The organism is Microvirga aerophila, assembly GCF_003332305.1.
In the GTDB taxonomy this organism is placed as follows: Bacteria; Pseudomonadota; Alphaproteobacteria; order Rhizobiales; family Beijerinckiaceae; genus Microvirga; species Microvirga aerophila.
The window spans coordinates 36,521-56,014 of the sequence record NZ_QOIO01000008.1; the positions used below are offsets into that span (position 1 = coordinate 36,521).

The following is a 19,494-nucleotide window of genomic DNA, read 5'->3' on the forward strand; positions in this document are numbered from 1 at the left end:
ACGACAGATTTGGCTGCGCGGGCTTAGGATTTCAGCCTCAACGGGAAAGCGGGACCTGTAAGCTTGTCCATGGAGGCTCCCATGGATTGCATCGCTCTCGAGAAATCGGTCACCGCCGCAAATTATGACCCGCTACCGGTCGTCCTGAGAGAGGCGAAGGGCGTTTGGGCGAGGGATATCGACGGCAAGCGCTATCTCGACATGATGAGCGCCTATTCGGCGGTCAGCCTCGGGCATGGCCACCCGCGAATACTAAAGGCCATGGCAGAGCAGGCATCCACCCTTGCGGTCACCAGCCGAGCCTATCACACCGAGCTTCTCGGGCCCTTCCTCGACCGACTGGTGCACATTACCGGCCTTGACGTGGCGCTGCCCATGAACACAGGGGCCGAGGCCGTCGAGACCGCCATCAAGGGGGCGCGGCGCTGGGGCTATCATTCCAAGAAAATTCCGCAGGATCGCGCGGAAATCATTGTGGCCGAGAACAATTTCCATGGCCGCACCACGACCATCGTGGGCTTTTCCTCGGAGGACGATTACCGCGAGGGCTTCGGCCCCTTCGCGGGGGGCTTCCGGCACGTGCCCTTCGGGGATGCGCAGGCCGTTGCGGACGCTATCACGGGGAACACCTGCGCGATTCTGATTGAACCGATCCAGGGCGAGGCTGGCATCATCGTCCCGCCGGAAGGATATCTCAGGCAACTGCGTGCGCTTTGTGACAAGCACAACGTGCTTCTGATCCTCGACGAGGTCCAGTCAGGCCTCGGGCGGACGGGCCGCTGGTTCGCGCATCAGCACGAGAACATCAAGCCCGACGGCCTCATCCTCGGCAAGGCTCTCGGGGGCGGTGTCTATCCCGTGTCGGCCCTGGTGGGGACGCGGGACCTCATGAGGGTGTTCAATCCCGGTTCCCATGGGTCCACCTTCGGCGGCAATGCCCTGGCGGCCAGGATCGGGCTGGAGGCGCTTGCGGTCATCGAGGAGGAGCATCTCGTCGAACGAAGCGCCGAAATGGGCGCTTACCTCCTTGCCCGTCTTCGGGACATGCGCAGCAACATCGTCAAGGATGTACGGGGGCGCGGCTTATGGGTGGGGGTCGAGGTCGATCCCAACGTCGCTTCCGCGAGGTCGATCTGCGATGCGTTGCTGGCCGAGGGTGTCCTGTCCAAGGACACGCACGGAACCGTCCTGCGTTTCGCGCCGCCTCTCACCATCACCCGAGACGAAATTGATTGGGGAATGGACCGGATCGAGCAGGTTTTCGCCCGGTCGGTCCATTGAAGGGGAAGACGCATCATGGCTCAGAACCTGAAGAAGAAAATGGATCACACAAGCCGGTCGGAGCGTCTTGAGGCTTATCAGCCCGTCTCCGGAATGGTCGTTCCACGCTTTGCCGGCATCTCGACCTTCATGCGGCTGCCCCACATAGCTCCCACCCAGGCCCCCGGCGACATCGACATCGCGCTGCTGGGCATCCCGTTCGATGGCGCAACAACAAACCGGCCCGGAACCCGGCTCGGGCCGCGCCAGGTGCGCGAGGCCTCGTCGCTGATGCGCATGGTGAACTACGGCACGCTGGTGGCTCCTTACGACCTTTGTGTCTGCGCGGATGTGGGCGATGTGCCGGTGAACCCTGTCGACGTGCCGGATACCTTGCGGCGGATCGAGGCGGAAATCGCTTACCTCCACCAGGGTGGCGTGACGCCCTTGTCCATTGGCGGCGACCACATCGTCTCGTACCCGATCCTTCGCGCGCTCGGGACCGAGCATCCCCTGGGTTTGATTCACGTGGACGCACACAGCGATACAGGCGACACCTATTTCGGCGGCCAGAAGCTCACGCATGGAACGCCTTTCCGCCGGGCGATCGAGGACGGCGTGCTCGATCCCAAGCGCATGGTGCAGATCGGTATCAGGGGAACGATGTATTCCGCCGATGAGCGTGATTGGGCGCTCGACCAGGGCATTCGCATCATCGACATGGAAGAGGTCGCCGACAAGGGCATTCCCTACGCCATTGACGAGGCGCGTCGGATCGTTGGCAGCGCCCCGACCTATTTCACCTTCGACATCGACTCCATCGATCCGGCGTTCGCGCCCGGGACGGGCACGCCGGAAATCGGCGGCTTCACGAGCCGGGAAGCCCTTCAACTCGTCCGCGGCTTTCGCCACCTCAACTTGGTCGGGGCCGATATGGTGGAAGTCTCGCCTCCGCTCGATCAGTCAGGCGGAACTGCGCTCGTGGGCGCTTCCATTGCATTCGAGCTTCTCTGCCTTCTGGCCGAGGCCCGCTCGGAGCGTCCTGCCGGCGGCCGTTTGAATATCGTCGGCTAAGGGGCGTTGCGCAGGCATTGCTGCGCTGTCCGCGATATGCGGGTCTGATCCTCGGCGCCGAGCCGGTTGCCGAGAATTTTCGGCCAAAGATCGGTCTCCCGCAGGTTGTCGACAATGCAGGAACACGTCCGCTGGCAGAGGCCGGGCTGGCCGTTCTGCTGTCGGCAGCTTGCCTCGCATTCTGCCGTGAATGGCCGGGCCTCAGCCGCCGGATTGGGGCCTGTGATCTGCAGAACGCCATATAGGATCGCCAGAAGGACGAGCTGGTGAATCAGGTAGATCGGCAGGCTCTTGCGTCCGGCCCATCTGAGGCTTCGCGATACCAGGTCGCGCCCGCGCCACCGGGCAACACCCATCGCCCCCTCTCGTGCGATCATTCCCTTCCCGACCGCGACTCCGATCAGGACAAACCCGAACCAGGGAAAAACCGGCACGTAGTCGTTCGTGACCGGATCCACCGCGCCAAGGCCTAGCCAGTCGAGCCACGGCGCATCCAGAGCCGGGCTCACGAAGATCAGGGGCGCAGCCAGGACGAACGCCGCGACCGCTAGGGCGAGGGCAGAGTGGAGCCTCAGAAACGGCAGGGCCAGAATGCTCGCCAGGGCGATGCAATGTAAAATCCCAAAGAAAATATAGCTCTGCGGAAAGGCGAAGTACGATGCGACGGTAACCGCCAGAGCGGCGCCGCCGATCTTGGCAAGACGCCGAAGATAGGCGCCAGGATGAAAGCCGCGGGCATGGGCGAGCACCAGGCCGATCCCGGTGAGGAACAGGAACGAGGCTGCGATGGAGCGCGCGAACCAGCGCCAAGCGGCCACTTCAAGGATGTTCGTGCCGATCAGCTTGAGAAAGCTCAGGTCCCAACTGAAGTGATAGACGATCATCGCGACTATGGCGATACCGCGGGCGATGTCGATCGCGTCCCATCGTTGAGCGGCGCCGCTGCCGGTTTGGGGGAGTTGAAGGTTCACGTCGATCCGTTCCGTTGGTGCTGACGACTAGGCGTTCCGTGTCGATCCTGATGGGGTATATTACGGTCATGACCGACAGTCTCGCGACGTCAATCGCCACCCTACAGGAAATGGTTCATGCCGCCGATGTGGTCGTGGGCTTCACGGGGGCGGGCATCTCGACCGAGAGCGGCGTGCCGGATTTCCGATCGCCGAACAGCCCCTGGATGCGCAACAGACCAATACCCTTCGACGTTTTCGTCCAGAGCCTGGACGCCCGGCGGGAGGCTTGGCGACGCAAGTTCATCATGGACGATCTCTACCGCGACGCCCGCCCCAGCCAGGGCCATCTCGGAATCGCCGCGCTGATCGCATCCGGTCGAATGCCGGCGGTGATCACGCAGAACATCGATGGGCTCCATCAGGCTTCAGGGCTGGCCGATCATCAGGTCATCGAGCTCCATGGCAATGGTACCTACGCGAAATGCCTGCAATGCGGGCGTAGGTATGAGCTCGGCTGGGTCAGGGCCTGCTTCGAGGCCAGCGGCGACCCGCCCGATTGCGAGGCATGCGGCGGGATCATCAAATCTGCAACCATTTCGTTCGGTCAGGCGATGCCGGAAGATCCCGTGCGAAGGGCGCAAAACCTAACCCTCAACTGCGACTTATGCCTCGTGGTGGGATCGTCCCTCGTGGTCTACCCGGCAGCGGCCTTTCCGGTGATTGCCAAGGAAAACGGCGCGAAGCTCGTGATCATCAACCGCGAGCCGACTCCTCTCGACGGGATCGCGGACCATGTGATCCGGGCCGAAATCGGTCTTGTCCTATCGGCCTTTATTCCAAGGAATTGAAAGGTTTTCCAGCTGCCTAAAAAACATCGTGGCCTTATGGCCGTTTCTGACTTCCCCTGACTCAGGACAATGTTATCCTCTCGTTAAGGATCTGGTTCTTGATTCGAGTCTGGGTTTTTTCATGTCTAACGATTACAACGCCAACTCATTCAGCTTCCGAGGTGAAAAAACCTCGTTCGATCAAGCTCGTCGGGACGAGGTTGAACACTCCTCGGAAGAAAATTCGCTCGAGCTCGTTCAGGTGAGCGGCCACATCAAATGGTTCGATGTTGCGAAGGGCTTCGGCTTCATCGTGCCCGATAACGGCATGCCGGATGTTCTCCTGCACGTGACTTGCCTGCGTCGCGAAGGCTATCAATCGGCCAACGAGGGCGCTCGCATCGTGGTCGAGGCGGTTCACCGCCCGCGGGGCCTTCAGGCTTTCCGGATCCTGTCCCTCGACGATTCGACGGCGCTTCATCCGTCCGAACTGCCGATGCCCCGCACCCATGTGCAGGTCGTGCCCACCAGTGGGCTGGAGCCGGCTGTGGTGAAGTGGTTCAACCGCCTGCGCGGATTCGGCTTTTTGACCCAGGGCGACGGCAAGCCAGACATCTTCGTCCATATGGAGACGTTGAGGCGCTACGGCATTGCCGAACTCAAGCCAGGCGAGCAGGTTTTCGTGCGCTTCGGCGACGGCTCCAAGGGTCTCATGGCGGCTGAGGTACGCCTGGCCAGCATGGCCCTTCCGCATTCCCACTGATGAGCCGTCTTGTGTTGCGTAAGCTTCGGTTTGCCTTCCTGGTCATAGGCTTCTTTTCTTCCGCTGGGACCGTTTATGCCCAGGCGCTTGAGGCGCTTTCGATCGTTTCGACCGGAGGGCAGCGGCAGACCTTCCAGGTGGAGGTTGCCCGCAACGAAGCGGACAGGGCCCAGGGGCTCATGTTCCGCCGGTCCATGCCCGCGAACCAGGGCATGCTTTTCGATTTCGGCCGGGTCGAGCCCGTCGCCATGTGGATGCAGAACACGTACCTTCCCCTGGATATGCTCTTTGTCCGGCCTGACGGCACGATTGCCAGGATAGCGGCGAATACGGAACCTTTGTCCACCCGCACCATTCCTTCAGGCGAGCCGGTCTTGGCTGTTCTGGAGCTGAATGCCGGCACGACGGGTCGACTGGGGATCAAGGCGGGAGACCGGATCGAACATCCCCTGTTCAAGCGGTGACGTTCAGCGCTTGATGAACCGGAAGACCCGTGATAGCCAACAACCTCTCGGTGACGAAGACGGGGTGTAGCGCAGTCTGGTAGCGCATCTGCTTTGGGAGCAGAGGGTCGCGGGTTCAAATCCTGCCGCCCCGACCATTCTCACCGATCGGACGATCAAGAGAGTGCCAAAATCCTATGCCCGCACGGATTTATAAGCCCGCCAAGTCCGCAATGCAGTCCGGCATGGCCCGGACGAAGCTATGGCTTCTTGTGTTCGATCAGGATCAGCCGCGCGAAATCGAGCCGCTGATGGGCTGGACGAGTTCAGGCGATACCCGCCAGCAGCTGCGCCTGTGGTTCGACACCAAGGAAGAAGCTGTCGCCTATGCCGAGCGCGAAGGCATCGCTTACCGGGTCGAGGAGCCGCAAGAGATCAAGCGGCGGACCATGTCGTACTCCGACAACTTTAAGTTCAACCGCGTCGGCCCCTGGACCCATTGAGGTCCAAAGGGCCTCGCAGGCGCTCCCTTTAGAGGCTGAGGGCAGGACCCACAAGAGTGCCGCCCTTAGTGGCCGACCGTGCTAGAGCATCGGACCGTTAAGTGGACGCGCCACCGGCGGCTTCGGCATGGCTCCAGGATGGCTGAGATGCAGACCTCATCGGATCCGACTTCTCGTCCGATGCTCTAGGTGTGAGGCGCCAGAACACTACCTCCGGGCACTGCGCAGCAATAAGCCGTAGATAAATAGCTGCCACGCTGCATGCATGGCACTGATGCGGGGCCTGGTCTTCAAGTAAGACGGGTCGTACAGTCCTGAAGACTGATTGGACGCCTCAATGGCCTTCGGAACCCCATTCTAACAAGTAATTGCCGTCTACGACCTGGAAACCACCTTGACCAGAAGTGGATTGGTCCAGAATAGCCCAGCGAGGCCAAGGGTTTCAGGGTTGTTCGTGACACTTCCCTCTAACCCATGCTAGAGGGGAATTATTGCTCTGGCCCCGTAGCTCAGCTGGATAGAGCAACTGCCTTCTAAGCAGTAGGTCGCAGGTTCGAGCCCTGCCGGGGTCGCCACTTAAATCCTTTAATTCTAAGGATTCTCCCGTGGAATTGGTGGATGTTTTAGCGATCCGGTTCCCAATTCTACGCGGGTGGTTCCCAAACCCAGTGACTTGCCGCCGAGAATTATGCGGTCAGCGGCACGGCCGAACAGGTTGACGCGGGTCTGATTCCAGCCGAGCTCGAGCTTATCCATGGCGTTCCGGGCGAGCCGCCACTTGTTGACCTCCTTGGCGTAGAGTTGAACCATGTCCGGCGTCATCTCCACGAGGGCGGCAACCTCTGCCTCGGTGCACCCGGCCTCGAGCAGCATGCACACCGCATTCTTGCGCAATCCGTGAAAGACGACTTTGGCGTCCCGGAGCCTCTTCATGGCCGCCGCCTTTTCGCGGTCCGCCGCAGTGGCCATTCGGTCGTCGTCTTCGACCGTGAATGTGAGTTCGCGCTGCCACGCGGTCCGGTATGCTGGGAGCTCCCACGGTTGTCCATCCTCCCGGAGGTGAAGCCGCGTGTGATCGGCCGTAACGGCTGTCAGGATTTGGCGGAATTCAAAGTGGATTGGTACATGCGCCTCAGCGTGAGTCTTGCGCGTTATAAAGTCGATCCTGGTTGCTGCCGAATCGGGTCGACGCATCGGAATTATGTCGACGGAGCGCTGGCCGGTGTAGACCGCCGAGTACACTGGCAGATGAAGCCCGGTTCGCGCGTACTCGAAAAACAACTCGAACGCCCAGTCCGGCCAGGGTGAATACGATTCCGATTTGTACTTGGGTAGTCTCGTAGACGAGACGACATTGTGCTCGGAATATTCGAGCGGAATTCCGAACTCTACGAGGCTGCGAAGGAAGGATCGGAATTGAGCGGCAACCCGCGGAGTTCGCGCATAGGCGTCAATGGCGATTTGCGCGTGTTTCGTCGTTAGATCGCGAACCGGGCAATCGGCCCAAGCCTCCAGGATCATGTCGATGTACCGGCGATAGAGGGCTTGAGTGCTTGGAGCAATTTGATCCGTCCAATCCGGATGGCTCTGGTAATCCGCCAACAAGGCTCTGAAGGTCATCTTGTCTACCGCGGACCGCTTGGCGTCCGCTTGGGCAGCGTTGTCGATAGCCCTCCAGAACTTCTCGATGTCGGGGCCAGCCTTTGGATCTGGAAGGTCGTAGAATCTGCCGGATGAAGCGTGCCAGCGCCAGCGCCAGCTATCCCCGGAAGGTTCTGCTTCAAGCTTTTTGCACTGCTCACAGCGAGACCAAAAGAGGGTGCTTGGTGGAGACGCCCCGAGCGGCAGGCGAGGCCAAGCGTTCGGCGTGCCTCTGAACTTCTCATAGTAGGCAAACACCGAGCCACTTGGCTTCGCCTGCAGCTTCACGTACTGCGGCAGCTTAACCATGCCGCTTCCGCTCCTGGGCCGCACGGAACCGCTCCCCCATGTTTGAGATCGGCTTATTCTGATCTGGGGGCTGGGGCAGCGTCAATTCCGGGAACAACTCCGGATGCCGACGCCCGCACCACCGGTTGATGGCTTTGAGGTCGTACATTCCGGTATCTGGGTCAGGTTGAGGGAACCCCCGGGCATAAAGGCCGCCCTTGAGCTGCTCGAACTGATGGCAGGTGAGGTGCAGCCGTCGGGCTGCCTTCTCGACGGGGATGTCGCGCGGCTTCACCGGAAATCGGATCCCCAGAGCCTTGGGCGGACGCCTGTGTGGTCTCATCGCTTAGCCTCCCAAAGAAGACCATTCCCGCTTTGTGTAGTATATCACAAGCAGGTTAGGGTGATAGCGGTGATCTGCCAGAGAACGGCCACGTTGTATCTGGAGATATGATCAACGGAGTTAATCGAAACTGTGACTTAATGGCATTGATCTATGGAATTCTATCATAATCCATTCGCCCGTATCATGGGATATAAGAGCCATATTGCTGGATTAACATGAGATCTATTTGTAGGATACGGTTGGATTGTAAGGAGAAGGCACGAAATTCTTCAGTCCGCAAAGGCCAGCACGCCGAGCCTCGAGCAGCTTCGTAAGTGTGCATGACCGGTCTTTTTGTCACAGGTCTCAGAGTGCACACTTGTCGGCACGACGCGCCGCAGCGCCCCACGCGGGACCGCCCTGTTCTAAGCCTCAAGCTGGAGATTGCTTTGGTACGAAGTATGCTGGTCGGGAAACCCTAGGCCGATTTTTCGGAAGGCCGATCTTGAACGGTTGAGGGCATGTGCTTGACCTTTCGGGTACGGCTGACGATGGCTAAAGATCAGCTACATCATACAGAGGAAGGGCCGACCTGCGCTCCTGAAGAAAGCATAGAGCGGAGGAATCATAATCCTTGTGTCGGGGGTTCAAATCCCTCCTCCGCTACCATAGGCCCAAGGCCTTTTCTGGCATTTTCCCGAGTTTTCGATCAGACTCGGTACCAAGCTGGTACCAACCAGCTCGCGCCGAACGGCCGAAACTTCCGCTGTCTGAACACCGCCCCCTAGGATTGAGCACTCAATTCGTGTTCGGGTGATTCCCAATTCTCTCGACGAGCTTGGCTGGTTCGCAAAGGATCAGTTCCGAAGTCCACGGTCAGCCTTCGCATCCAGGTTGCTGCACCGGTTTCCTGCTTCTGACGTCGGATCTCGGCACTCAATCCTTCCGAATGATGATGCGACGACCCTCGGCGCCTCCCGATCTTGCGAGGCGAAGGTTCAAGTCCGCCCCATCGGGTGGATTGTGCCCTCGGTCCTTGGGGTTCGGCATCTCTGCCTCGGGGGCTGAACGTGCTAAACATAGGCGATGCAGACCTACGTCGCGCCTGAGGACATTCGGACCTTCATCCCGCCTCATCCGGATCCTGCTTCGGAGAACCTCTCGCCGCGCCAACTCGCCTCGCTGATGCGCACCAACAACATTCAGGTTTGGTCGCAGCGGGCCTATGAGGAGGAGGTGGTCGTCCGCCGGTTCTTCGGCCGCTCCTCGGTCCTGTTCAATGCTCCCGAAGCAATCCGCCATGTGCTGGTCGATCACCCGGAGGCCTATGGCCGAACCCGCGCCACCCTCCGGATCCTCAAGCCGCTGCTCGGGGAGGGGTTGTTCACCAGCGAGGGAGCTGCCTGGCGGCATCAGCGGCGAACCTTGGCACCAGCCTTCACGCCACGGTCTGTGGAGCTTCTCGTTCCGCATATCCGTTCAGCCACGACTGAGATGATCGGCAGTCTCGCTGCCACTGGGAAGGAGCGGGTGGATCTCTTCCCCATGATCCAACGGCTGGCGCTGGAGATCGCTGGGCGCACCATGTTCTCTCTCGAGATAGGGTAGCACGGACCCGAACTCCGGGAGCAGATTATGCGCTATGGCCAAAGGCTCGGCCGACCGCACCTGCTCGATTTTGTTGTGCCCATCGGCATTCCGACACCCCATGACTGGGCGCGGGCCTGGTTCCGGCGGAGCTGGATCCGGCTGATCGACCAGATCATGGCTGAGCGGCTCAAGGCTAAGACCCAAGCCAGTGGTCCGCGCGATCTGCTCGACCTGCTCATGGCGGCCCGCGACCCGGAGAGCGGGGAGGGGTTCTCGCCCAAGCAACTGCGGGATCAGATTGCCACCATGATCCTGGCTGGGCACGAGACCACGGCGGTGGCGTTGTGCTGGTCGGTGTATCTGCTGGCCCACCTGCCGGAGGTGCAGGAGCAGATTGCCCACGAAGCCGCCACAACCGTGTCGGGCAGCGGGGCAGAGCCTCCGCTCAGCAAACTGACCTACACACGGGCAGTGTTGGACGAAGTAATGCGTCTCTACCCACCAGCCTATGTGATCGTCCGGGCAGCCCGCCAGCCGGATGAAGTCGCGGGTGTTGAGATGAAACCAGGCGATCTTGCAATCATCTCACCTTGGGTGCTGCATCGACACCGGAGGCGGTGGCACCAGCCGGACGCGTTCGTCCCAGAACGTTGTTTACCGGGCGCCTCCGCGATCGATCGGTTTGCCTACATGCCCTTTTGTGTCGGACCTCGCGTGTGCATTGGCGCTCACTTCGCGCTCACGGAGGCCACCCTGGTGCTGGCCGAACTCATGCGCTCGTTCCGGATCGAGTTGGTCACAGATCAACCGGTCTTGCCCGTTGCCGTGGCGACCACCCAGCCGGACCACGCGCCGCTATTCCAGCTCCATCGCCGATAAGTCTCTGCTGTCGGAAAGACTGGCTTTCCAGCACTGGAGAGCTCTCTACGTCAAAGGGTAGGTACAAGCCGAGAGGAGCAAATCATGGCACGAACTACCAAGTCGGTCAGTCGAGCACGCACAACGGATCGGGGGGCTTCCAAAAAGGGCACCGGCAAGCAAGCAGCCACTCGGGGAAGGAGCGCGGAAAGAGGTACTGTGAAACGGGGAGCCGCCAAGAAAGGCGCGACTAAGCGGCGAGGATCTCGCGCCGCCCTTATGGTCAAAGGCTGGACGGTCAACTTTGTCTCCGGGGAGTCTCTCCAGCTCGAGGCGGACTCCGTGAGCATCGACAGCAGCGGAACGGTGACGTTTTCCCTGTTCGGCACCGATGTGCTCTACGTCTCTGCAGCCAACTACAACTTCATCATGGAAACGAGCGAGCCTCTCGAGAGCAGTGAAGAGGGCGACCAGTAAGCTAAAGCCGAGATGGTCCGCCTTCATATGAGAAGGAGCATGCCCATAGTCCGGATTCGCTCGCGATAGCTTTCTTGCGTCAGCAGAATCCTCCTGCGCCTGGTTGCAAGGAGGCCCCGCCTTGGCGGGGCCAGAGGTATTCAGCGAGACCCCGTGGCCCTCGACTGCACGGGAGTCGGGATGTTGGGCTAGTTTCATGGTGTTGCGCATAGGAGGTCCCTATGCGCAACACCATGAAACTAGATGAAAGATCTGAGCCCGCGCACGGGCAGGTAGACCCTGATGGTCCTGCCACTCGCAGCGTGAAACCAGTTTTTGAGAGGGACGGCGCCCATCCTGTCCCCATGCCATAGCACCCATAACGGTGCTCCCTTGTCCCTACTGTGCCGTTGAGACCCGTGCACGGCGGGATGGCAGGCGACTATACGAGATTGTTCAGCCCGATCGCGCTGGAATCGGACTAGACCGACATAGCAGCCGCAATAGAGAGAGGGGTTTGTGGAGAGGGAGAAATGCCCTCGACGAATGTATTGATATCCGGCCAGCGGACCACCCGTTGCCGAGCAGAACGAGCCTGATAATCGTCTTCAGTCAAAGGTCATCATTGCTCAGCACCCGATTGGAGATTGAAGTTGCTGAGAGCTGGTCCATTGAACAGCTGGAGGATGCGCTCACTATTTACTTGTGAGGCCGATACTTACGCGATCGGAGGATCCGCTGGCGTATCGTGTTCTTAGTAGGCTTGGTGTCCAGAGCGTCGCACTGGCAAATCTCGCGCAGCAAATCGTGTTTTAGCGCAGGACCGAACTGTCATGGCCCAAGATCATGAGAACCGTCGAGCCATATCCGGCTGTTACCACGTGGTATTCGCAGAAACTTGAGAGGGGGTTCGAACTATAACTGAGTATGAGGACGTCCGGTTTGTGCAACTCGATCGACGATCATCAACGCCATTGACTTCAATATATTGCTGCTATGGGGCGCGCTTTGCGACTGCAGTCCATCATCTTGCAGCCAAAGTCTGGGCCGTCATCAATAAATTAGGCAATCGAAATGCTAAGTAATTTAAGGTTCGCCGCCAGATTGCCATGCAGGGCTCGGTTAGTGCGGAGTTTTTTGTTGCTTGCCTTAGTATATTTGCGGTATTGCCAACCGCAACAATATTATTAAATTCCACGACTGAGGCGCAAATGAAGGATCCATTCTTTGAAGTTATTTTTGATGGTGAATGGAACGCTTGTGTCGGGTCGCAAGGCGCAGAGGAAAATTACATTGACGGCTACATCGAAGCGGCATTTGAGCTCGCTTCAGCCGTAATCGACAAAAGGCTGTATGCAAGCCGAGATACGCTGGCGATGCCGATCCTTTACAATGGCCGACATGCTCTGGAGCTCTCACTAAAGTTTGCGATCAATCGGTTGCACTCAATTGGCTTGCTCGGAGCCTTGCACAAACTCGACCACGATATCCTCTCGCATTGGAAACACTTGCGCGATGGAAATGTAGGCGACGCGACTATCCGTCAGTTGGTTGCCGATCTCGAACCCTTTGTGCAGAGCTTGGCTAGCATCGACGATGACGGACAGGAGCTACGCTATGCAAAGACGCAGGAGGGTAAAAAAAGTCTTGAAAGGATTGCCGTCGTAAACCTGCCGCACATCCGATCAAGCCTCAAAGCGATGGGGGAACTTCTAACCCGCTTGAAGTATCGCGTTGAGGATTTTCTCGATGAATGCAGGACAGGCACTTACACCGGTGAATGCTCTAGACGTGACCTCCGAGTGATCGCCGAAATGCTGGGCGATCATGCAACCTGGAGGGAAGAGAGTTTTACTCAGAAGAAAGAGGCTGTATGTGCACAGTTCGGATTAAGTAGTAAGAAATTTTCCAAGGCTGTCGATAAAATAAGATAGTCGCGTGAACTTGGAGCAATTGTCGGGCTGGAACAGCCGCTACGCTATTTGACGGATGAAAAGGCGGTCGCCGTAATTTGCTTATGGGAAAAAGCAAAACCGGTCGAACCGATGGAATCCGACGACTTAGGAATGTACTACTGGAACCGGGATTTCGAAAAGGTACGAGAATACTTGAAGGTTAAGCATGAGCTCAACGAGCAGGTGCGTGACATGCTTACTGCCGAAGAGCTAGCTGATTTAAAAGCACTATTCTACATTGGACGTGGGTCGGAGCAGGGTGAGCACTATGCTCAAGTTTTGGAACATATGAAAACATTGCAGTCGGAGCCTCTTTCGATTGATGAAATTGATTCAATCTTGTCCAAAACAAGCTTGCTTGAGAATATTATAATCGGAGCGAGTCTCGTCGGGAGGCCTACCTTAGCAACTAGGCTCCGTGAGATCCGGCCATTGCCTGATAATGCAGATGCCCCTGTTCTACCCGAAGATACTGCGCAAAATGATTCGGAACCTCCGGAGACAACACAGCCCGCGTAGGAATGTTGTGGGACAAAGCACCGAGGTGAGCCCCGTCGTGCTATGCCAGTGAGACAATAGCTTCTGTGCAAGATTGCGGTGTAGTACCGCAATCTTGGCAAGGGAGGCCCGTTACGCGCCTTCCGTTGTATCCCTCCCGGCCTGTGGCGCTCCTTCGGCATCAGCAGCTACACGGCTTCATCCAAAATCAACGCATGTCGCTCTTTCACGGCGTACTCCCCATAGTCGGTTGCACGTTTCCAGATCCGTGTCCTGATGTACCAGGCGAGCCTCCACCCCGGAGGCGCACGGTCGGGAAGGGACTCGAACACGGCCTTGTCGACCTCCGCAATCGCTCCGCAACGCGTATGCCCTTCGCCGATATAGGCAGGAGTCCAGACATCGTTCCAGATGCGCGTCCTCGAGACAACCGCTCCCCCTGAGACTAACTCCAAAACTCCAGCCCTTACTTGGCTGACGGCATCATCCGAAAGGCAATACGGCGCCAGGAAAGGTAGGCCAACCGCAAAGCAGTCCGAACTCCAATACCCATACGGAATCGGAAAAAACGAGGAGCATACCGGAGCGCACCATCCGGCTTTTCCCCTGCGCTTCATGTGATCGATGGCGACGTCTCGCACAGCACCTTCGATCGAAAGCGACTTCGCAACGAGCGTGAAATCCATCGGTTCGAACGGTCCGTGGTCATCCCGCATCTCGAACCCGGGCGAAACGAAGTAAGCGCCCACGCTCACATCGCCGTACCTAGCCAGATCCAAAGGGAACGGACTGTCGAAAGACACGGCAGGCATCTCGACGTTTCGGTTAGCCTCGACCCACTCGGCCAGCACGCCCTCCAAACCGCGTCCGTCTGCAAAAGCCTTTTCAGGTAGGTCGCGTAGAGCTTCGGGCTTCGGGGTCGGATCGAGATCGAAAATCCCGCCGATCGCTGGAATATGCTCGAGCAGATAATCGCCTGCCAGCTTTAGCGGCATGCCCCATTTGGAAACTGCGAAGGCGAAGGTGCGAATATGTGCGGAGCGAAAGACTTCCGTTTGCCGTTGCAGATACTGTCCCATCACGCCTGACCGGGTATCGCTGTATTCGTCGAAATAATGCGCATACGAGGTAAGACGGGTTCCTAGTCGTTCGCGTAGATTGTGCCATTCCCACGCCCACTGGTATATGAGAGGCAGGCCGGTCGAGCGCCCAATCTTCCCCAGCTCATTGTAAAATGTGGGCGGGATGTGCGCCCCTTTGTGATCGAGAAAATATTTGTCCGGCCGAAACAAAATGGGCGCTTCGCCTGAATGCGCGTTCTCCCAGCCACCGAGCGCGGCGCCGGGTCCGAACGCTTTCTCTAAGAGTTTGTCGGCGAGGATCGAAGGGCATCTTATCCTTTCGACGACTTCGTCTCGGCTCGGACGGGATTTGCTCTCAGTTAGGAAAAGTAAGCACAATACGGAGCACACTTCCGATTCTGTTTTGCAAAGATCCAAGAAGTTTAAGAGCTCCGCCGTCATGTCGGTGCGCGTACCGTCCGACTGAAGCAATCCTCGAATCTCGCGGGCCGCTCGCCAGCGCACCATCGGCACCGGCCATTTTAGCCGCTGCACGAGCATAGCCATTGTATGGCGTGCCGTTACCGAAGCCATGTTGCCTCCGAGATAGGCTGGTCTTCAGTCTCTTCTTCGAAAATCGAAACGAACGCGGCCGTAACTTTCATGGCCTCAGCAATTTGCCCGGCGACAAGCAGAAAGCGGACAAGATGGTGAAACCCTATCGAGAAACTGGCACCGCGCCTGGCGAAGTACTCCTCCGGCACCGATGTATCACGAATGAAGTCTTTCCAGCGGTCCTGATAAACGCGCGCGGCTGCCTTGAGACGGGCCTCGACCTCCTCATCGGAAGTGTAATGACTCGACCACCCCCTGCGGCGTATTTGAGCCTGGACCAGCCAGGGGTAGGCGGCGTTTCTACCTTCGGCTTCTAAGCTCACCTCGAAGGCAACGTCGAGCAATTCTTCGATGTCGTACGTTCTTTTTCCAGCCTCGAAATATGCCTTAATCGACGCAACGGCGTCTCGAGATTTACGCTTGGCATGCCAGTGGCGAAGCCAGCGGGAAAGAAAGTCCTTCTTCTTCGAATAATGGAAATGCGGATCGCCGACGGCCTTGGCTATTCCTGTGAAATCGTTCGAAGCGAATGCGGTCGGATCTTGCTCCGTCGCCCTCTTCTCCTCAAGTGTCAGCTCTCTGTCCGGTGTCGAATAGCTCCGCTCGACGGGAGAAGGTAAGCCGCCCAGAAACGCCGTTTGCCGCTCAAGCAGTGCCTGCGCCGTAGAAGACGTTTGTGCGCGCTTGCGAAGTTCGTGCAGCGATCCATGGTCGAGCAGCGTTCCTGCCAACGCAGCCGCCTCCGGATCTTCCAGGTCGGCGATCCCAATGAAGCTCTTGAGGCTTTTGTCGGCTAGATACCATTCGTCGGCATCGAGGTGATGGACATAGAATTTCGGCAGCAAATGCGGCTGCGTTCTCGCGACTACGTCGATAATCTCGGTGCGCGCATGCCTGGTTTCGTCGCAGTCTGTGAAGTCGACTATGGCATCGACAATCGCGGCGATCGTTCCAATCCAGCGTCCAGTTTCGCTCGGATCGTATGCGTGCACATCTCGAACGCTATGCAGCACTTCGAAGGCAAAAATATCCTTGCGGTACCCATACCCAAGCAAGCACGACGACGCTTGTTGCACGAGCGATCCCGGATCGCCCACCCCGTAGAGATGGGATAGCGAGGCGTACTTGGTCCACTGATCCGCTCTCTCGTTGAACTCTGACAACGTTCTCGAGAGCTTCTGCGTCAACTCTTGTAGTATGTCGCTAGCCGCTTCTGCGCTGAGATAGCGGATGCGATTTTCTGCGTTCGTATCGATCCAGACCTCGTCGATCTAGTGCGCCGATCCGCGCGCGGCCGCGAGCTCGTCCGGAGGTACGCCGGGTGTGTTCTTATCGGGTAGGCCCACGAGATGCACATCCAAGGCGATCGTAGTGAGGGCATTACGAAACCCTAGATAGTGAGCTTGGACCGACTCGGTCCGACCCGCGAACGGTATCTTCGGAACGCCCGCTGCCATTAAGAACGGTGTCGAAAAGGTCCATGGCATTGCGCCGGAGACGAGACTCTTGGCGCAATCCTCGAGGCAGTCCAGCGCCGTGTCTATGAACCCTAAGCCTCCGCGTGTGAGCCCAGGGTAAGCGAACGGTCCTCCAGGCGAGGCGATCCGGCTTCGAAGCGCGGTCCAGAAAAAGTCGATATAGAGCCTTTGTAGCTCATCATTATCTGTCGGTGCAGAACGCTCGCGAAGCAGGTCTGCGGGAGCGGGCGAGATCTCGACCTCGCACTTATGTGTCGGAGCCTTGTAGAAAAGCACTCCCGCTACGAAGGGCGAATGCTTAAAGCGGCCCTTCTTAACCCGTTGAAGGGGATCGGCACCGACAAACAATGCGGCCCGCACAATGTGCTCTTGGATTTTTCTTCTGAGCGCTGCCCACTTTGCGCCCGCTAAGGAGTCCCCGATAGCGCTCAGCGCGTCCAGGCTATGCATTCGAGCCAGAAGCTCTATGTACCGAGCGACATAAGGTTCGGGCTTTTTATAGCCGCTAAGGAAATTCATCACCCGTGGCACGCGTTCTGCACCGGCGAGCGCAGCGACCTCGAGAAATGCCCTTGTGAGCTTTTCGAAATCGTCGAAAGGACGATGACGAAGCACGATCCACGTGTTTATCCGCCGGATAAACTCCGTAAAACAGCCTTCGACCAGCTCATTCCGCAGAGCTTCGGGGCCGTGGCGGGCGAGCGCTGCCAATTCGTCGTTGGTTAGTTCCTCCAGGTTATCCAATAGATTGAGCGCTTGTTGCCGATTGTCCGCAATCGACAAGGCTGCCCCTCTGAAGGCTCCGAAATCCCAAGCTTGGTATTCACGGACGTTGCTCACGCGCGTTTTTATCGCACGCAGGCGAAGGGTTGTCGCAAAATCGGAGGATGCAAACGTCAGAGTCTCCGCTGCGGCTAAGATGTTTTGAATTTGCGTCTCAGGCCAGCCATAAGCTAGCGAGTTTACGGCCCAAGCTCTAGTCGTGTTGGTCAAAAGAGGGGTGGTGTTTCCGGCACGAGCCTGGGTGAGCCAGAGCCATCCCCATCTCCAGTACTCGGGCGCGTCTTTTTCAGCCTCGCGACGATATCCGGCAAAAGGACTTCGTAGCTTTCTTTGTGATCGTCGCGCTCCCGAACCCACGCAAAGATACTCCCATGAAAGGGCACCATTCCCGAGTTATGCGGCTCGAGTAGAAAAGCGATCTCGCCGAATTCGCCTATGCACTGGCGGATGCCCGCGCTCGGCCAAAAAAAGTCGGATCCTGCGAGCGCATGTAAGACGGCACGCGAGGGTTCGGCGATCCGGATCCACAAGCTCTTGTAATAGGTGCGGATATCTCCGTCCGGACAAGGCGGAAGCGCTAAGACGACGTCTCCGTCCAACGGTTCTCCGGATCGAACGAGCCCTTCGAAAGCATATATTAGATGAAGAGGGTGGCCCTGACTGATTTTGAAAAGTGCCGCAACGATCTTGTCGATCTCTTCCGCACGGCGGCCGCTCCAACGAACGGCGACCGGCCGGGATCGATCTTGGGTCTCGAGCCAATGCCGGACGGCGACCTCATCCATCCTGGGGATCTCGATCCAGTCCGCGGGCGTGGCGTTGAGCAACAGCTTCGATGGAAGTTGGTCGTCTGCAACGCGCTGCGTTCCGACGATCAACGCGAGATTGTCAGGCAGCGGAAATAGAGCGTTGAAAAGATGATTGAGTTGATCCGTGCGATGCGTGTCGCGATAAACGTGATCGAGGCCGTCGACGATAAGATAAAGACGCTTACCGTCGTGGGCCAGATTGTCGGCAGCGGTTGCAAGGCCTCGCCTTAGGTTGTCCGGATCCTCCGTTACGCCGGCTGTGAACTCCGGATACCGGCTGAAAAGCTGCTCGTAGAGCGACATCGCGATGTCGGTGTACGAGGTGCGGTTTGTACCCGAGTCCTCTGCCGATAGGAAGTAATGGTGCCGAATGACTGCGTCGCCCGCAGTCTGCAATTCCTGCGAGAGATAGCTCAGGTATGTGCTTTTGCCGCGGCCCGGGGTTCCCCACAAAACTGTTAATGGAGTGGCAGAATCTGCAACGCGGTTTCGTAGATCGTTGTCGAACGTCGGACTTGGCGGCTCATACCCTTCGGGCACGAAGAAGTCTTGCCGAAGCGGGCGAGGCCGCTTCTTCGAAATTAGCCTGACGACATGGTCTCTTAAGATCTTGCCGTCCGGTGGAGGTTCGCGCTGCAAAATGGCCCAGCGCGTGACCTCGTTTCGAAGCAGTAGCCAACCGGCAGAATCCGTGTCGGTCGGAACAAGGCGATCGCGCAGTTGAGCTTCGTAGCGATCCAGGTCGGGAAGGCCCGTATCGAAGGCGAACACATTGAAGAAGTCGGCCGCCGAAGAGGCGCCGCCGCATTCGACTTCGATCGAAGCACGTGTGGTTGCAGGCACTTTCGATAGATCGATTAACTGACCGTTCATGCAGGCTGCAAAATCGGAGGACGGAATGCGATTGGTCTTTAGCTGTGCGCTGTGAATGGGCCCGTTTGCCTTGGCGCGAGCGAAAGATTTCGCCCACTTGGCCAACATGCTCGTGCCTTTCTCTTTTTTCGAAAGGAGGTAGTCCCAGTCGAGCGCATGTTCTGCAGGGTCAACAGTAAACTTGACCTGAAAGTATTCGACCGACCCGTTCATACGCTTGGCAACAACGTCGTCGAGCGATTTGACGCTTGGATCGTCGGATTCGAGTTGCACCCATTCGAACAACGCCGGGTCGCGATGATGCCGAATGAGCATTTCGATGCCGACCAGGTCTTGGTACTCATATCCAGCGCGCGTAATAGCGGTGAATTTTATCGTTTTGTTTCCGGCCAAATCTCACCCCGGCCCATATTACAGATTGCAAATAACTATCCCCTGTCG

16 protein-coding genes, 3 tRNA genes and 1 pseudogene are annotated in these 19,494 nt (G+C 58.2%); 13 read left to right on the forward strand and 7 right to left on the reverse strand.

Annotated elements, in window-relative coordinates; genetic code table 11:
• Window positions 1–81 precede the first annotated feature (81 nt).
• Entirely contained in the window at window positions 82–1,281 is a 1,200-nt protein-coding gene (rocD, locus tag DRB19_RS05930) for an ornithine--oxo-acid transaminase (RefSeq protein ID WP_114185117.1), read from the forward strand.
• Window positions 1,282–1,296: 15 nt separating this feature from the next.
• Window positions 1,297–2,334 (forward strand): agmatinase, encoded by a 1,038-nt coding sequence (gene speB, locus DRB19_RS05935; RefSeq protein ID WP_114185118.1) that lies wholly within the window; start codon window positions 1,297–1,299, stop codon window positions 2,332–2,334.
• Here the strand turns inward: speB and DRB19_RS05940 are convergent.
• Window positions 2,331–3,305 (reverse strand): acetyltransferase domain-containing protein, encoded by a 975-nt coding sequence (locus tag DRB19_RS05940; RefSeq protein ID WP_114185119.1) that lies wholly within the window; start codon window positions 3,303–3,305, stop codon window positions 2,331–2,333. The two genes, speB and DRB19_RS05940, sit on opposite strands and share 4 nt — an antisense overlap.
• 68 nt (window positions 3,306–3,373) lie before the next feature.
• Between DRB19_RS05940 and DRB19_RS05945 the strand changes: the two genes are divergently transcribed.
• The 6 genes from DRB19_RS05945 to DRB19_RS05970 all read left to right on the forward strand — a co-directional run bounded on the left by DRB19_RS05945 (window position 3,374) and on the right by DRB19_RS05970 (window position 6,398).
• Window positions 3,374–4,135 (forward strand): SIR2 family NAD-dependent protein deacylase, encoded by a 762-nt coding sequence (locus DRB19_RS05945; RefSeq protein WP_245439296.1) that lies wholly within the window; start codon window positions 3,374–3,376, stop codon window positions 4,133–4,135.
• 121 nt (window positions 4,136–4,256) lie between these two features.
• A complete protein-coding gene (locus DRB19_RS05950; RefSeq protein ID WP_114185120.1) occupies window positions 4,257–4,877 on the forward strand; it encodes a cold-shock protein in 621 nt (206 codons plus the stop codon).
• Window positions 4,877–5,341, forward strand: coding sequence for a DUF192 domain-containing protein (locus DRB19_RS05955; RefSeq protein ID WP_114185121.1), 465 nt, complete (start codon window positions 4,877–4,879; stop codon window positions 5,339–5,341). Before DRB19_RS05950 ends, DRB19_RS05955 begins: the two co-directional genes overlap by 1 nt.
• Window positions 5,342–5,401: 60 nt before the next feature.
• A tRNA-Pro gene (locus tag DRB19_RS05960) sits at window positions 5,402–5,478 on the forward strand.
• A gap of 39 nt (window positions 5,479–5,517) precedes the next feature.
• Window positions 5,518–5,823, forward strand: coding sequence for an ETC complex I subunit (locus DRB19_RS05965; protein ID WP_114185122.1), 306 nt, complete (start codon window positions 5,518–5,520; stop codon window positions 5,821–5,823).
• Between the two features lie 498 nt (window positions 5,824–6,321).
• Window positions 6,322–6,398: transfer RNA gene (locus DRB19_RS05970), tRNA-Arg, on the forward strand.
• Between the two features lie 16 nt (window positions 6,399–6,414).
• Here DRB19_RS05970 and DRB19_RS05975 read toward each other — a convergent pair.
• Window positions 6,415–7,773: a site-specific integrase gene (locus tag DRB19_RS05975; protein WP_174799917.1), complete on the reverse strand. Its 1,359-nt coding sequence runs from the start codon at window positions 7,771–7,773 to the stop codon at window positions 6,415–6,417.
• The gene (locus DRB19_RS05980) at window positions 7,766–8,095 is read right to left on the reverse strand and encodes a hypothetical protein (protein ID WP_114185123.1); all 330 of its coding nucleotides are present in this window, start codon (window positions 8,093–8,095) and stop codon (window positions 7,766–7,768) included. Before DRB19_RS05980 ends, DRB19_RS05975 begins: the two co-directional genes overlap by 8 nt.
• Window positions 8,096–8,654: 559 nt before the next feature.
• Here DRB19_RS05980 and DRB19_RS29775 point away from each other — a divergent pair.
• The 5 genes and pseudogenes from DRB19_RS29775 (at window position 8,655) to DRB19_RS06000 (ending at window position 13,455) form a co-directional block, all read left to right on the forward strand.
• Window positions 8,655–8,746 (forward strand) — tRNA-Met (locus DRB19_RS29775).
• Window positions 8,747–9,163: 417 nt separating this feature from the next.
• Window positions 9,164–10,546 (forward strand): annotated as a pseudogene (locus tag DRB19_RS05985) (cytochrome P450).
• 321 nt (window positions 10,547–10,867) lie between these two features.
• The gene (locus DRB19_RS31465; RefSeq protein WP_276330601.1) at window positions 10,868–11,002 is read left to right on the forward strand and encodes a hypothetical protein; all 135 of its coding nucleotides are present in this window, start codon (window positions 10,868–10,870) and stop codon (window positions 11,000–11,002) included.
• A gap of 1,190 nt (window positions 11,003–12,192) precedes the next feature.
• Window positions 12,193–12,915, forward strand: a complete 723-nt coding sequence (locus tag DRB19_RS05995; RefSeq protein ID WP_114185125.1) for a hypothetical protein — start codon at window positions 12,193–12,195, stop codon at window positions 12,913–12,915.
• A 48-nt stretch (window positions 12,916–12,963) separates the two neighbouring features.
• Entirely contained in the window at window positions 12,964–13,455 is a 492-nt protein-coding gene (locus tag DRB19_RS06000; protein WP_147021678.1) for a DUF3775 domain-containing protein, read from the forward strand.
• 167 nt (window positions 13,456–13,622) lie between these two features.
• Here the strand turns inward: DRB19_RS06000 and DRB19_RS06005 are convergent, their stop codons facing one another.
• The 4 genes from DRB19_RS06005 to DRB19_RS06020 all read right to left on the reverse strand — a co-directional run bounded on the left by DRB19_RS06005 (window position 13,623) and on the right by DRB19_RS06020 (window position 19,446).
• Window positions 13,623–15,089: a hypothetical protein gene (locus DRB19_RS06005; protein ID WP_147021677.1), complete on the reverse strand. Its 1,467-nt coding sequence runs from the start codon at window positions 15,087–15,089 to the stop codon at window positions 13,623–13,625.
• Window positions 15,077–16,273: a hypothetical protein gene (locus tag DRB19_RS06010; RefSeq protein WP_147021676.1), complete on the reverse strand. Its 1,197-nt coding sequence runs from the start codon at window positions 16,271–16,273 to the stop codon at window positions 15,077–15,079. Before DRB19_RS06010 ends, DRB19_RS06005 begins: the two co-directional genes overlap by 13 nt.
• Window positions 16,274–16,381: 108 nt before the next feature.
• Window positions 16,382–17,428 (reverse strand): hypothetical protein, encoded by a 1,047-nt coding sequence (locus DRB19_RS06015; RefSeq protein WP_147021675.1) that lies wholly within the window; start codon window positions 17,426–17,428, stop codon window positions 16,382–16,384.
• A 149-nt stretch (window positions 17,429–17,577) separates the two neighbouring features.
• Window positions 17,578–19,446 carry a P-loop domain-containing protein gene (locus DRB19_RS06020; protein WP_147021674.1) on the reverse strand — a complete coding sequence of 623 codons (1,869 nt, stop codon included), beginning with the start codon at window positions 19,444–19,446 and terminating at the stop codon, window positions 17,578–17,580.
• Between the last annotated feature and the right edge of the window lie 48 nt (window positions 19,447–19,494).